This window comes from Pseudomonas rustica (assembly GCF_018336155.1).
In the GTDB taxonomy this organism is placed as follows: domain Bacteria; phylum Pseudomonadota; class Gammaproteobacteria; order Pseudomonadales; family Pseudomonadaceae; genus Aquipseudomonas; species Aquipseudomonas rustica.
Genome location: NZ_JAGYHF010000009.1, coordinates 218,468 through 231,928, shown reverse-complemented (window position 1 = coordinate 231,928; position 13,461 = coordinate 218,468). Strand labels below are relative to the sequence as shown.

Genomic DNA, 13,461 nt, shown 5'->3' with positions numbered 1-13,461 from the left:
TCTTACCAGTCAGTGCGGCGCTTCAGCCGCATGGTTAAGCGAATATTTCGGAATTTCGACGGTGATGTCTTCTTCACCAACGATAGCCTGACAGGCCAGACGCGATTGCGCTTCCAGGCCCCATGCACGATCGAGGAAGTCTTCTTCCAGCTCGTCAGCCTCTTCCATCGAGTCGAAACCCTCGCGGATGATGCAGTGGCAGGTCGTGCAAGCGCAGACGCCGCCACAGGCGCTTTCCATCTCGATGTGGTGTTCGTGGGCCAGTTCAAGAATCGATGTGCCGGGCGCAGCCTCGACCACCATGCCTTCAGGGCAGAACTTCTCGTGGGGCAGAAAAATGACCTGCGGCATCAGATATCCTCGATTTCATTCAGATTGCGCCCCGACAGAGCGGCTTTCACCGTCAGATCCATGCGGCGGGCAGCAAAAGCATCGGTCACTTGCGACAGACGCTTGGTCTGCTGCTCGATGGCGTAACCATCGGTACCTTTCATCAGTTCGGCCAGTTCCTGCAGTTGCAGGTCGATGACCATGCGCTCTTCGGCGTCGAGCAAACGCTCGCCATCAACCTCCAGAGCCCCCTGCACCGCTTCGATCAGGCGCTGGGCATCGACTTGCTGCTCGCGCAGAACGCGGGCGACCTTGTCGTCATTGGCGTGCTGGAACGAATCCTTGAGCATCTTGGCGATTTCGCCGTCGGTCAGACCGTAAGACGGCTTGACCTGGATGCTCGCCTCAACGCCCGAACCCAACTCACGGGCAGACACGCTGAGCAGACCGTCGGCATCGACCTGGAAGGTCACGCGAATCTTTGCTGCGCCGGCCACCATCGCTGGAATGCCACGCAATTCGAAGCGCGCCAGCGAGCGGCAGTCACTGATCAGCTCGCGCTCACCCTGCAGAACGTGGATCGCCATGGCCGACTGGCCGTCTTTGTACGTAGTGAAATCTTGTGCGCGAGCGACGGGGATGGTGGTGTTGCGCGGAATCACCTTCTCCATCAAACCGCCCATGGTTTCCAGCCCCAGGGACAGTGGAATCACGTCGAGCAGCAGCAGTTCGCCGCCATCGCGCTTGTTGCCAGCCAGGGTATCGGCCTGGATCGCGGCACCGATGGCCACCACTTGATCCGGGTCGATTTCGGTCAGAGGCTGACGACCAAAGGCTTCGGCAACGGCTTCGCGAACGCGAGGAACGCGAGTCGAACCGCCAACCATAACCACAGCGTGTACGTCGTCCAGCTCGATGCCGGAGTCGCGCACGGCGCGGCGGCAAGCTTTCAGGCTGCGCGCGACCATTGGCTCGATCAGCGCATCGAAGGCTTCGCGGGTCAGCGGTGCTTTCCAGTCGCCGTAGACCACTTCAACACTGGCCGAGTCGGTCAGGGCTTCTTTGGCCGCGCAAGCGGTTTGCAGCAGATTACGTTGTGCGCCCGGATCGAGATCGGCGGACAGCCCGGCGCTCTCGATGATCCAGCCGGCAATCGCGTGATCGAAGTCATCGCCGCCCAGCGCGCTGTCGCCGCCAGTGGCCAGCACTTCAAAGACACCGCCAGTCAGACGCAGAATCGAAATATCGAAGGTACCGCCGCCGAGGTCATAAATCGCGACCAGGCCTTCGGCGTGCTGATCCAGACCGTACGCCACGGCGGCCGCAGTCGGCTCGTTGAGCAGACGCAGCACATTCAGACCGGCCAACTTGGCCGCATCTTTGGTGGCTTGACGCTGAGCATCATCGAAGTAAGCCGGAACGGTGATCACCGCGCCAACCAACTCGCCGCCCAAGGTCGCTTCAGCGCGCTGACGCAGCACCTTGAGGATATCGGCGGAGACTTCGACCGGGCTTTTCGGGCCTTGCACAGTATCGATGAACGGCATGTGCGATTCGCCACCGACAAAGCGGTACGGCAACTGGTCGCCCAATTGCTTGACGTCGGACAGACCACGACCCATCAAGCGCTTGACCGACAGCACAGTATTCAAAGGATCGGACGCGGCGGCCAGCTTCGCCGACTCGCCGACTTCGACGTGATCGGCGTGGTAACGCACAGCGGACGGCAGGATGACCTGCCCGTTTGCGTCGGCCAACGGTTCGGAAAGACCACTGCGCAACGCAGCGACCAGCGAATTGGTAGTGCCCAAGTCGATCCCCACAGCCAGACGACGCTGGTGCGGTTGAGGACTTTGGCCGGGTTCGGCGATCTGCAGTAGGGCCATCGTGATCAGGACTTATCTGTATATCAGGCGTGCGACCGGAGCGGCACTGGGTTAATCGTCGAGGCGCTCTTCTAACTGGCGCACTTCGTAGGTGAGCTTGTCGAGGAACTGCATGCGCCGCATCAGGCGTTCGGCCTGTTCGCGTTGCGCCGCATCATCCCAACAGGCTGCGAAGCTTTCGTTGAGTTCTTCCTGAGCCACTTTCAAGCGACGCTTGAACACCGCGACACCGTCGAGGTCGGCACTGTCCTGGAGGTCTTCGAGCTCTTCGCGCCATTGCATCTGCTGCAGAAGAAACTCGGGATCATGGACAGTGACTTCCATCGGCACTTCATGCCCGCTGATGGTCAGCAGGTAGCGTGCGCGCTGGGCCGGACTCTTGAGTGTCTGATAGGCGTCGTTGAGCCGTGCAGACTGCTCGAGTGCGGTTCGCTGCTCACGCTCGGAAGCGTCGGCAAAGCGGTCAGGATGAACGCCGCGCGCCAACTCACGGTAGCGCGTGGCCAACTGCTCGAGATCCAGACGGAAACTCGGTTGCAGCTCGAATAAAGCGAAATGACAAGGAATACCCACGACAAGCCTCAGATGTTGAAGCTTTCGCCGCAGCCACATTCACCGCGTACGTTGGGGTTGTTGAACTTGAAGCCTTCGTTCAACCCTTCCTTGACGAAATCGAGCTCGGTGCCGTCCAGGTAGGCGAGGCTTTTCGGGTCGATGATCACTTTTTCGCCGTGACTCTCGAACACCTGATCCTCTGCAACCACCTCGTCGACAAACTCCAGCACGTAGGCAAGGCCGGAACAGCCTGTGGTGCGAACACCCAGACGAATCCCTTCACCTTTGCCGCGCCCGTCGAGGGAGCGCCGCACGTGTCGAGCAGCCGCTTCTGTCATGCTGATAGCCATCGGTGACTCCTTACTCGTCGCCAAATCCAGAAAGTCAGATCAAGCCTTTCTTCTGCTTGTAATCGCGAACAGCCGCTTTGATAGCGTCTTCAGCCAGTACCGAGCAGTGTTATCGGGTACAGAAGTTAATTTCACTTGATTACTCAATAACCAAGCATCGGGGTCAGGTATTGTACCACATCAAACGAAAGTGAGAACAGTACAACAATTCGAGATAAAATAAATAATTTTTATGGTATTTTATTGCGTACATTAATTTGATGTGTCACTATAAAGTCAAGAGTTATCTATCGGATTTCCGTATGAATCACTTCATTCAACGTGTAGTCGATGTTCAGTACGGCGTGCAGACGCTCCAGACCTGCATTATCGCTGATAAGCATACTCACGTAATCATGCCAGCAGCATCTGCTTTCCTTTTCAGCATGACAAAGGATAAAGGGGCGCGAATCAACTCAGTAAAGAGTTACGCGGCAACACTCGTATCGTTCCTCAACACCCTAGCTCAAGACCCTGAGATCGGCGGCTATGGCTATGGCAGCGTCACTGACAAGCAGATGCGCGCATACCTTGAGCTTGTGCTGATTGTTCATAAAGAAGTCACGTTAAATACGGTCGAGCAAAACATAACCCGCCTAAATCAATTCTACGAGTATTGCTGGAAGGCAGGCCTGATTGAAGACAGACCTGAGTTCAGCTACCAGCTTTCTGATCAAAAAATGAGAGAAATGAAGATAAAAGGCGGGATTAAGAAAAGCCTGGACCCCTTTAACCTCTCCGAACAATACATCCCATATTCCGAATTCAATGAACTGCTCGCATACAAGCCGCGCGTAGGTGACTACGAAAACGCCCGAGATGACATCGTTCTTAAGTTGGGCTATTTCGTGGGTATGAGGGCTGCAGAGGTCGTATCGGAAGACAACTTCACATTGCCACGCATCAACGCCGCCATCAGTGAAGCAGACAAAAAGGGAGATAAAGGCTATCTGCTGTTCGTGATTGGCAAGGGTTCGAACGGCGGAAAGCCGAGGCAGGTCTACATCCCTCAGCTACTAAGGCAGCAGATTGTTCGATTTATGCACGGCGCCAGGAAGAAGACCCCAGGCAACTTACTGATCTGCAAGTCTGACGGCACTCAACTACACGAAAGACACGCCTCTGACACTTTTTCTGATGCTGTTAAATGCCTGATCAAAGCAGGCGGTGAATTCTCTAAGAGCTGGAAAGCAAACAAGGCACGCTGCTATCACTCATTACGACATTGTTACGCAACCAACTTCGCTCAATACCTAAAAGAAAACAACCTGCCAAGGCTCCTGCTTAGTGAACGTATGGGTCACGCAGATGAGGAAACAACTCTGATTTACATTCATTTCAATGCGGTGCTGCACGGCGACATAGAGACACAAAACAAAATTTTGCCGCTTGTGCATAAAAAGCACCTGCTCGAGAGTTAAGCAAATGCTCGAAGAAGAAACCTCCCTCCCCCCTCTCAGCGAGCTTGCCGATAGTATCCCCGATGTTCTGGCACCTAGCTTTACGTTCAGTTTTATCAGACTAAACGCCGACATCACCATTGATGTTCCGGCCCGATTGCAGAACGATCCGCTGATTAGAGCACTCGTAAAATATTTCAACTCGCCCTGGCATGCGCGAAAAGACAGGTGCATTGTTAGTTTAAACAGATATAAGAAAGCGCTGAATCTGTTTTTTAACAACACTCTGGCCGAGTTTGACTATGTGCCTGACACGATTGGTGAGCGCTGGATCTATACCTTAAAAGGGGAGTCGGATAGTGAGAACACCATCAGGATGTGGAATTTCTCTATCAAGGCACCGCTTAACCGAATTTCAAAGCGTCTTGATGTGGGTGTTATTTTTTCAAAAGAAGAAATAGCAGCAGTTTCTAAATTCAATAAAAGCTGGCCTTCGTTAAAGTGGAATCAGTCGAATCCTAACAAAACACTTGAGGAACTAAGCGACCTTGACGTCACAAATGCTGAATTGTTCGCGTCGCTGAGGGTCTTTTGCCAGTGGTACATCCAAGAGTGGGCTTCTGTGATGAAGCGCTTCAAAGAGCGCATGCCGGAAGAATATCAAGCCATAAAGACTGACATTAACCGTTTTGGCAAAGACAGCTTTTTCTTTGAATATTCCAGGAAGATAGCCAAGAAAGAAATGATTCATCGAGAGATCGAGAGGCGTGGATCGTTTCCTCCGAGCGAGCGTGCAACTGGACTGGCAATCTGGATTAAAGCGGCGATCAAACTCGACTCAGTTCTTCTCAAGGATATGGTCTATCTTGCGTTTCGCTTAGCCAGACATGAAACCCACCCTGAAAATTTATCGTTCGATAGCGGAGGATATTTTGCTGGCTTCGCTTCACCTGTTGAAATCGAGGAACGCGATCAATACCTCAAAGAGTTACTGCCTTTCAAATGGGATGCAAAAACCCCCCAATTGCCACCGGCTACAGCCCTAGTGTCGCCATCCTTTGAGATGCAAATGGCGACTGCATGGCTGCTTGCATCAGATCGGCACCAAGCATCGAACTTGAATTTGATGACGCTTTCGAGCATCAGAAAAATCAACAACTCGGTTTCTACAATTGTTGAGATATCCAGTTTCAAGGGCCGGAACAACACAACACTCGTGAATGCAGCAAAAATTAAAGACTCAGGAGAGACCTACAAGAGCAACCACCCTATCCACAAAGCACTTTGGGCTTACCGTGAAACTGCTGAGCAAGCCTACCAAGAAGGCTTCTTTATTAAGGATGAAGAAGCACTTGATAGCCAGATGCTTCTTCCATTCATACCCTTAGCGCAGGGGCTTTCTGTGAAAAAACAGAAGAAGTATTGCGACTCAGATATCGGAAATGACTCAGCTTATGATCTTGACTTAGGAAAGCCAAGAAACCTTGGGCTCTTGACAGCAGTAACACCAAATACAGTTGTCCAGCAAATAAATGCTGAGGATGGTAGGTCTGCTTTTAGCGATCTGCTTGGACACGCGATGTTTCACAACGAGAAACACAAGGCACAAAAGCACAGTGTTCAGACAGCCCCCATGATCTCAATAACACCGACTTACATTGCTGGGACAGAGCCTGTCGCTAAGCTAAGAAGAAGGGTCAGCCTCAGCGAGAACATGAATCTGAGTGCCGGCATTGATTCTGATGATCAGAAAGATGAAAACCAGCTTGAAGCAATGAGGGCAAATCACAGCGTCGATGTTCGTCAAAATGTTTACGTCGCTCGCAGTAACGACAAAATCAAGCTTGAGGCCGAGAGCCGCTTTGCTCAAATGGTCGGAGAGGAAATGGTCGCTGCCGCGATGTCTCTATTAGATATTAAGCTTGAAAAATCCAGCGTTCTCACAGTCGCTGACGTTTCAAAAAAACTTGGGCTGTCAGTCTGTACCAACGACGATCTAGAAAGCCTAGAAACTCTTTTGGCTGAGTCAAGTGCGCAAAATTATCTGATCGACGTAACCGGACTGATCCAGAAAGATGCCGAGCTGATCGTCATTAAGACCCCAATTGTGGCTGCGCTCATGCAGTCATACATCATCCACATAGACACGACGCTTGACCAAGTATTCTCTAGCAATGAAGACCTCGTGGAAGGACTGATTGCACACCGCATGTTTCTTCAAGCCATGCTCAATGAGTTTGACGAAAAAACAAAGCGAGAGGCAAAAGAGCGCTTTGGTGACGCGGTTTTTCCGTTTCCAGAATTAATTGCATAGGCTGCTTATGAACCTAACTGAAGAACTTAAGGCATCACAAGCGCCTGCGCACGTAGTCGATCAGGTTGAGCGCGAGGCTGGCGACCTCACTAAAATAAACAAAATGAGTGATGACGTATGGGTAATCACTCATCCAATCACACTTGTTAAGTCAGAGCTGATCTGGTCAGAGGCAATTCCTCAGGCAACCCCACTTCAGCTACTCGTGCTCAAGCAACACCTTAAAGACTTAGGAAAGTCAGAAAACGATGGGACGCTGATGCTTAAACGCTTTCCAGATCGCATCATGGAGTCTCGGTGGCTAATCGTCGCGCTCAATAGTCTTGATAAGGCTCCTGTTTCCCGCCTAAACCAGCTCAGCGCAAGCGATGTGATGGCATTGATCGAACTTACGCTCTGGAAAAAGAATTCAACAAAAAAAACGGTTGTGTCGCGGGGCACTATTTCCAAGCGCTGGTTAATGCTGAATATGATTTCAGAGACCTATTCAAGTGGTCAGCTGGTCGATGGATTTAAGGAAATTCCATCTTTAACGAGCGTGTTGGATACCATAAAACCCATAGTCTCTTTAAACACCGATTGGGCCGACTGGTTAGCTGAAGGCAGTTACGGCAGCGTTCCTTTACCAATAGCGTCCGTTTACCTGAAAGAAGCTATCGAAATAATTCGTTCTGAAAAATTAAAGTGGTATCAATTCATCACATCATTCGTTCGCAAGCGACAGTCAATCATACCCTCGCAACTTTTTGATCGTGTCGTACAACGGTCAGCCGATGGATGGAGGATTCCCCGGACTGGGAGACAATCCAAAGAGCTAGTTAAATTCTTAAACGAGGCCAGGTGTTTTTTCAGTCTAGGTCAAGAGCAACCTTTGCCTCCGTTTCCATTTAACGGCGGCTACGACTTAGAAAGTTACTCATGCTTGTTGCACGGAGCAGCTTTAGTCATTTTTTTCATTCTCACAGGTGCGCGCAGATCAGAAATTGTATCTATCCAGAACGATGATTTGATCAAACAAAGCGATGGTACTTATCGTTTCAAAAGCGAGATCAAAAAGACGAATCACGGAATCGTAACGGTTAGAGACATTGCGGGCCTTGCCGCTGAGGCTTATGACGTCCTTGAGTCAGTTAACCTGAATCCAGACAGTAACGAGCGTGACAACATATTTTTTCAAACAACCTTTTGCTGGGCTAGGACCGCGCCTAGAACCTTGAAGCACGGCGCTTACAACAGCGTTCCTATAAGACTCCAGCAATTCGCCACTTATGTAGAACAAAAATATGGCGATGAATTTGCCTACTCCCACAAGATAACTCCGCATCAGTTTCGACACACCTTTGCAGAATTCGCACTTCGGAGATTTGACGGAAATGTAGTTGAGGCGATTCGAGACCACTTCAGGCACGAATACGGCAGCTACATGACTCACCGCTATACCCGCCGGAAATTTATCGAAGGGATGGAAAAACAAGAGTCGTATGTGCTCTCAGACCTTCTAAAAACTGACTCACGCATTGTTCGTGACTACATTGGCGAGATCATCACGCGCGCAGCAAATGGTGAACAACTCTATGGCGCAATAGGGCGCTGGATTGCTGACAGGGTCAAAGATATTGAGTTTCTTGACCCCGCAACGCTGAATCAGATCATCGATGAATTCGAAGGCGATATTCATCCGCATGAATACGGCATCTGCATGATTCGTAAAGAATCGAAGATGCAAGCCCAGTGTTTCGACAAAGAATCTGGCACTGCAAACACAAGCGAAGCTCGCTGGAGTCTTTGCGGAAATTGCGTTAACAGATTGTCATTCTCAAATAACAAGGATGCGATCTTGCGCATCGGAATGAAGAGTCAGGTTCACGCCGAAAGCTTCAAAAAATCAGGGCTTATAACTATCGCCAACCTTGAAGAAGCGAACATAAAAACCGCCATGGCTGCTGTAGCTGAGATTGATAGCGGAGAAGGCAATGTTTGACATACCTAGAAGAGCACCAGAAATCCAAGAGCCGACTAACCAGCCACCGGGCTGGCTTGAGGCTCAAAGCGAAATAATCAAAAAGGTAGTCGCATTAGCGTCAGCCGGAGCAGAGAAAATTTGCTCAGAAATCGCGAGTGGAGCAGATCTCAGCCCAAGAGCACGAAAGCTATCCCTTAGAAAACTGTCGGAGTCAGTCGGGAAAAGCCCTACATACCTGAATAGTCGTGACTATCCCCAAGTCATTGAATACATCGACAGCATCAACGCAGATCTTGAGCGTCTTTCTAGCGAAAGGCATGGGTCAAAAGGCATAAGACAAAGCTTCACGATAAATGAAATGTCACGAGCGGAACTCTTGGTGCTAGCAAAAACACAGCGCGACGAGCTCGTTAAACTGAGAGACGAAATCTATGTTGCTCAACTGATGAGATTGGTGGATTCGGGTCTGATGGATAGTCAAAAAAAGATCATGCGACGAACTGAAGATTACACCAAGAAAATCATCGAACTTGAGTCTGAGCTTTCTACTGCAAGATCAAGAGTTTCAGAAATGGATGAGTCGTATTTCGAAGTTTTGAAGCAATACAACGAATTGAAGCTAAAGATCTCAGCGTTAAGCAATAAGTCAAAGCCGTCACTCAAATCAGTGTAAGATTCGATTAAAAAGAGTAAAGGAGCAGCATGCGCGCTGTTTACATTGACACTGAGTTCACCCAGCTGAATATGACTCGTCAGCTTATCTCCTTGGCCTTGGTCGACACCTCCGACTTCGAGTTTTACGTCGAGATCACTGACACCTGGTTAGAGAATGAATGTTCCGATTTTGTAAAGAAGGTCGTACTGCCGCAGCTTAATCTCGATAAGTTTGGTCAGTCGACCAGTCAAGCCTGTATCGAATTGAAAGCTTTTTTGGCCACGCTGGGACCTGTTGAAATTATAAGTGATGCACTTGCGTGGGACTGGCCGCTTTTCCTTGAGTTACTAGGTCCGGAGGGCTTACCGGGAAATATTATTGGCTGCCGAGAAATCAACCCAGAGGCACTTGAGCTGACTGCAGAGATGGAGCATCTGCTGGTAGATGCGCCACATCATGCTTTGCTCGATGCCCGCCTGTTGTGTGCAATCTCCGAGGCTGCTCAGGCGTGAGTCAGTCGATCTAGCCCCATACGCCCTATCAGCAGGGCGTTCATATTCTTACGGCACAGGGTATTAACCCTAGCCAGCAGGCCGCATCAAATCTTCCGGCGCCTACACTTGTAGCGCTGGCCCAACGTGAACACCCTGCTGCGCAAATTAATGCAGTTGACGGGCATGGCCTTCATGATTGATCGAAGTCCACAATGCCAAAAGCGTCAGCCATCACCCTGCAGGCAACACTCGCAATCTGTGTAATTTGATTGGCCCCTTCCAATGCTCAAATCACCGGTCGGAATGTCAATGACTCCTCGGGCCGTCCAGTATTCTAAGCGTGAGATGCATTATCTTTCAGGTTGAGTGAGGGCAGCATGGTAAGCCGGCAGATTACGATTGAGGACTGGGACGGTGATGGCGGCATCCGTATACCGGATGAGGTCTTGCAAGAGATGGGCGTTGATGTTGGTGACTCGCTTTACCTAATTGAGGAGTTCGTTGGCACTACCCGTGCACTGCTTCTTTCCAAAACTCCGCGTATCCCCGATCGTATTGATGAGTTAATCGAGCACTGGGATCGTGAGCAGTCAGACAAGCAGGGAAAGCGGATCGACTCAGATGAGTGACGTAAATCTTCCACAGCTATTAACCCCGGTTATCGATGTGGTCGAATCCGCTGGAGAGTTGATCAAGGCGGAATGGGCGCGTGCGGGTGAGCAAAAGCGCCGGGGAGGCAAAGACGAGGTGATCGACGAGCCGTTTTGACTTCACGGATGGGAAGGTCTGTTGCGGACTATGCCTGTAACAGACCTTCATTCGTTGCACTGGGCTATCGAAAAGGAAGCGTTCAAAAGCAGCTCGGCTGCTAGACTTATCCACAGTTGCTGATGCAAAAAACAGCAACCAGCCCTGGGTCAAATTTCAATCGGCAGGGTGGGTCACTTTTCAATCAGCGCCAACAGCTTAGGGTGTTTCAATCCGCGCGCCCGCGTGGGGCGCGACATCAGCCCGCGCCACTGCACAGCCGTTATCACCGTGTTTCAATCCGCGCGCCCGCGTGGGGCGCGACGCTGGCGACCGGACTCAATGCCGCGCTTTTTCCAGTTTCAATCCGCGCGCCCGCGTGGGGCGCGACGAGGTGTCGTCGTAAATGTCAGTTCCTGGCGTTATGTTTCAATCCGCGCGCCCGCGTGGGGCGCGACGATTCTAAACGACCAACCAATTACCAATTTTGGCGTTTCAATCCGCGCGCCCGCGTGGGGCGCGACTTTCTTTCATGGTCTTTGACCGCGACGGCAGGTCTAGTTTCAATCCGCGCGCCCGCGTGGGGCGCGACCGATACCTCGCCCGGTGTCACCATATCTCCGCTGTTTCAATCCGCGCGCCCGCGTGGGGCGCGACAACCGGCCTGCTCAACACTCCGCAAGCAGATAAGAGTTTCAATCCGCGCGCCCGCGTGGGGCGCGACCGGTCCCGCCGTCAAGGCATTCCGTCGAGGTGACGTTTCAATCCGCGCGCCCGCGTGGGGCGCGACAGCGCCGCTATCTACGGCGTGCGCATTCGTGAAAGGGTTTCAATCCGCGCGCCCGCGTGGGGCGCGACGTCTGTGCACTGCGGCATGGATGCGCGAACTAGGCGTTTCAATCCGCGCGCCCGCGTGGGGCGCGACTTCGATACCCTGGGTGAACGGCTTGTTGCCAGCGTTTCAATCCGCGCGCCCGCGTGGGGCGCGACACTATTGACGCCAAGGTTAAACATTACCCGCTCAGTTTCAATCCGCGCGCCCGCGTGGGGCGCGACCTTCGATCAGCATCTACCCTAAGCCTATCGCTGTGTTTCAATCCGCGCGCCCGCGTGGGGCGCGACGTCTGCCTCGCCACTAGAGACCTCTTTAGGGGCGTTTCAATCCGCGCGCCCGCGTGGGGCGCGACCGTGCGACGGGACACTAGCTACTTACCATGTCTGGTTTCAATCCGCGCGCCCGCGTGGGGCGCGACGATTTCAGCTCGGCTAGGTGGTCGGTGTGCAGGACGTTTCAATCCGCGCGCCCGCGTGGGGCGCGACCATAGATGTGCAGGCGCTCATTGCCAAGGAGGCCATGTTTCAATCCGCGCGCCCGCGTGGGGCGCGACTTGGGTCGATCTGGCCAATATCCTGCAGGTGGCGTTTCAATCCGCGCGCCCGCGTGGGGCGCGACAAACCTAACCCCGCCGACTTATCAACTTGGGACTGGTTTCAATCCGCGCGCCCGCGTGGGGCGCGACACGAAATACCGGCGCTGGGCTTACACCTTCGAGACCGTTTCAATCCGCGCGCCCGCGTGGGGCGCGACTATGCCCAGGGCGTTCACGGCAGCTTACGCCACCGTTTCAATCCGCGCGCCCGCGTGGGGCGCGACTCGCACCGGCCGGCGCTTCGCAAAACGTCAGCTACGTTTCAATCCGCGCGCCCGCGTGGGGCGCGACGTGGGGCTAACCCTGACGGTGACGACTACAGTAGTTTCAATCCGCGCGCCCGCGTGGGGCGCGACCCGACTTTATGCTGCAGATCTTCGTCGACCGGGCGTTTCAATCCGCGCGCCCGCGTGGGGCGCGACCAGACAAGCACATGCACAAGCTGCTTGCTGCAATGTTTCAATCCGCGCGCCCGCGTGGGGCGCGACCCGTAACGGCTGCGGGCTTGGGTGTTGCCGCTGTTGTTTCAATCCGCGCGCCCGCGTGGGGCGCGACTCCACCCCGTCAAAGGTATCCGCGTCGACCGAGCGGTTTCAATCCGCGCGCCCGCGTGGGGCGCGACCGGTCATAATTACAGGCTCCGTTTAGCGGTGCGGTTTCAATCCGCGCGCCCGCGTGGGGCGCGACTAGCGCTGAAACTCCTTGACGGCGCTCGGGCATCTTGGGTGTTTCAATCCGCGCGCCCGCGTGGGGCGCGACTATACTCATGTCTGACATTTTAGACCGTGCAATGTTTCAATCCGCGCGCCCGCGTGGGGCGCGACCTCCCCCTTATAACCTAGCGTCAGCTATAAGGAAAACACCCAAAAATGCGAACCTCCCCTTAACTGGTGCGAGCAGCATCAAAGGCCTTCAACATTAAAAATGAATTCAATTAAATCAGTATGTTAAAGAGCAGCGAACCTACCCTGGATTAGCCGGTCGTTCGGGGTTCGCAAAAGACTAAAGGATGAGTGGGCCGTTGAGGTCTAGCACTGCCTTTGCACCAATGTGCTCAACCTTGCTTTGCCAGTTTTTGCCCATGTAATAAAAACGCAGGCTGTCTTGTTCAGGGTCAATCAAGCCACAGAGGCGTTGCTTGAGGAACGTCCACTGCGCCGAATCTACCTCAATCTCAAAAACGGAATACTGCACGCGCTGGCCATAATCGAGGCAGGCTTTAGCCAGCCGCCGCAAGCGTCGCGCGCCGCCAGCTTCCAGCGTGCTGACGTCGTAACTGACCAGAACCATCATGGCCC

The 13,461-nt window shown here is 53.0% G+C and carries 12 protein-coding genes, 1 pseudogene and 1 CRISPR repeat array; of the genes and pseudogenes, 7 read left to right on the top strand and 6 right to left on the bottom strand.

Annotated features, from left to right (window positions below; all coding sequences use genetic code 11):
- Nucleotides 1-9: 9 nt before the first annotated feature.
- The 5 genes and pseudogenes from fdx to KFS80_RS19210 all read right to left on the bottom strand — a co-directional run.
- Nucleotides 10-351, bottom strand: coding sequence for an ISC system 2Fe-2S type ferredoxin (fdx, locus tag KFS80_RS19230; protein ID WP_007916885.1), 342 nt, complete (start codon nucleotides 349-351; stop codon nucleotides 10-12).
- A complete protein-coding gene (gene hscA, locus KFS80_RS19225) occupies nucleotides 351-2,216 on the bottom strand; it encodes a Fe-S protein assembly chaperone HscA (protein ID WP_212545594.1) in 1,866 nt (621 codons plus the stop codon). Before hscA ends, fdx begins: the two co-directional genes overlap by 1 nt.
- A gap of 51 nt (nucleotides 2,217-2,267) precedes the next feature.
- Entirely contained in the window at nucleotides 2,268-2,789 is a 522-nt protein-coding gene (gene hscB, locus KFS80_RS19220) for a co-chaperone HscB (RefSeq protein ID WP_053123537.1), read from the bottom strand.
- 8 nt (nucleotides 2,790-2,797) lie between these two features.
- The gene (iscA, locus tag KFS80_RS19215; RefSeq protein ID WP_003227904.1) at nucleotides 2,798-3,121 is read right to left on the bottom strand and encodes an iron-sulfur cluster assembly protein IscA; all 324 of its coding nucleotides are present in this window, start codon (nucleotides 3,119-3,121) and stop codon (nucleotides 2,798-2,800) included.
- A 34-nt stretch (nucleotides 3,122-3,155) separates the two neighbouring features.
- Nucleotides 3,156-3,230 (bottom strand): annotated as a pseudogene (locus KFS80_RS19210) (iron-sulfur cluster assembly scaffold protein); the annotation flags it as partial.
- A gap of 193 nt (nucleotides 3,231-3,423) precedes the next feature.
- On the opposite strand from KFS80_RS19210, the gene KFS80_RS19205 reads away from it, so the two are divergent.
- The 7 genes from KFS80_RS19205 to KFS80_RS19175 all read left to right on the top strand — a co-directional run bounded on the left by KFS80_RS19205 (nucleotide 3,424) and on the right by KFS80_RS19175 (nucleotide 10,754).
- Complete coding sequence (locus KFS80_RS19205; protein WP_212545593.1) at nucleotides 3,424-4,581, top strand: tyrosine-type recombinase/integrase; 1,158 nt, start codon at nucleotides 3,424-3,426, stop codon at nucleotides 4,579-4,581.
- A 4-nt stretch (nucleotides 4,582-4,585) separates the two neighbouring features.
- Nucleotides 4,586-6,874: a hypothetical protein gene (locus KFS80_RS19200; RefSeq protein WP_212545592.1), complete on the top strand. Its 2,289-nt coding sequence runs from the start codon at nucleotides 4,586-4,588 to the stop codon at nucleotides 6,872-6,874.
- 7 nt (nucleotides 6,875-6,881) lie between these two features.
- Nucleotides 6,882-8,855 carry a site-specific integrase gene (locus KFS80_RS19195; protein ID WP_212545591.1) on the top strand — a complete coding sequence of 658 codons (1,974 nt, stop codon included), beginning with the start codon at nucleotides 6,882-6,884 and terminating at the stop codon, nucleotides 8,853-8,855.
- Nucleotides 8,848-9,510: a hypothetical protein gene (locus KFS80_RS19190; RefSeq protein WP_212545590.1), complete on the top strand. Its 663-nt coding sequence runs from the start codon at nucleotides 8,848-8,850 to the stop codon at nucleotides 9,508-9,510. Before KFS80_RS19195 ends, KFS80_RS19190 begins: the two co-directional genes overlap by 8 nt.
- A 29-nt stretch (nucleotides 9,511-9,539) precedes the next feature.
- A complete protein-coding gene (locus KFS80_RS19185) occupies nucleotides 9,540-10,004 on the top strand; it encodes a hypothetical protein (protein ID WP_212545589.1) in 465 nt (154 codons plus the stop codon).
- A gap of 359 nt (nucleotides 10,005-10,363) precedes the next feature.
- On the top strand, nucleotides 10,364-10,615 hold the full coding sequence (locus KFS80_RS19180) for an AbrB/MazE/SpoVT family DNA-binding domain-containing protein (RefSeq protein WP_212545588.1): 252 nt from the start codon (nucleotides 10,364-10,366) through the stop codon (nucleotides 10,613-10,615).
- Nucleotides 10,608-10,754 (top strand): hypothetical protein, encoded by a 147-nt coding sequence (locus KFS80_RS19175; RefSeq protein ID WP_212545587.1) that lies wholly within the window; start codon nucleotides 10,608-10,610, stop codon nucleotides 10,752-10,754. The genes KFS80_RS19180 and KFS80_RS19175 overlap by 8 nt, the downstream gene beginning before the upstream one ends.
- 205 nt (nucleotides 10,755-10,959) lie before the next feature.
- Nucleotides 10,960-12,987: a CRISPR direct-repeat array (repeat unit 32 nt; unit sequence GTTTCAATCCGCGCGCCCGCGTGGGGCGCGAC).
- Nucleotides 12,988-13,165: 178 nt separating this feature from the next.
- On the opposite strand, the gene cas2 is transcribed toward KFS80_RS19175, so the two are convergent.
- Complete coding sequence (cas2, locus tag KFS80_RS19170) at nucleotides 13,166-13,456, bottom strand: CRISPR-associated endonuclease Cas2 (RefSeq protein ID WP_212545586.1); 291 nt, start codon at nucleotides 13,454-13,456, stop codon at nucleotides 13,166-13,168.
- Nucleotides 13,457-13,461 lie beyond the last annotated feature (5 nt).

Coding starts and splice junctions, on each gene's coding strand:
- hscA (WP_212545594.1), bottom strand. CDS start 2,216: ATGGCCCTACTGCAGATCGCCGAACCCGGCCAAAGTCCTCAACCGCAC.
- cas2 (WP_212545586.1), bottom strand. CDS start 13,456: ATGATGGTTCTGGTCAGTTACGACGTCAGCACGCTGGAAGCTGGCGGC.
- KFS80_RS19200 (WP_212545592.1), top strand. CDS start 4,586: ATGCTCGAAGAAGAAACCTCCCTCCCCCCTCTCAGCGAGCTTGCCGAT.
- KFS80_RS19185 (WP_212545589.1), top strand. CDS start 9,540: ATGCGCGCTGTTTACATTGACACTGAGTTCACCCAGCTGAATATGACT.
- KFS80_RS19190 (WP_212545590.1), top strand. CDS start 8,848: ATGTTTGACATACCTAGAAGAGCACCAGAAATCCAAGAGCCGACTAAC.
- KFS80_RS19195 (WP_212545591.1), top strand. CDS start 6,882: ATGAACCTAACTGAAGAACTTAAGGCATCACAAGCGCCTGCGCACGTA.
- iscA (WP_003227904.1), bottom strand. CDS start 3,121: ATGGCTATCAGCATGACAGAAGCGGCTGCTCGACACGTGCGGCGCTCC.
- KFS80_RS19205 (WP_212545593.1), top strand. CDS start 3,424: ATGAATCACTTCATTCAACGTGTAGTCGATGTTCAGTACGGCGTGCAG.
- fdx (WP_007916885.1), bottom strand. CDS start 351: ATGCCGCAGGTCATTTTTCTGCCCCACGAGAAGTTCTGCCCTGAAGGC.
- KFS80_RS19180 (WP_212545588.1), top strand. CDS start 10,364: ATGGTAAGCCGGCAGATTACGATTGAGGACTGGGACGGTGATGGCGGC.
- KFS80_RS19175 (WP_212545587.1), top strand. CDS start 10,608: ATGAGTGACGTAAATCTTCCACAGCTATTAACCCCGGTTATCGATGTG.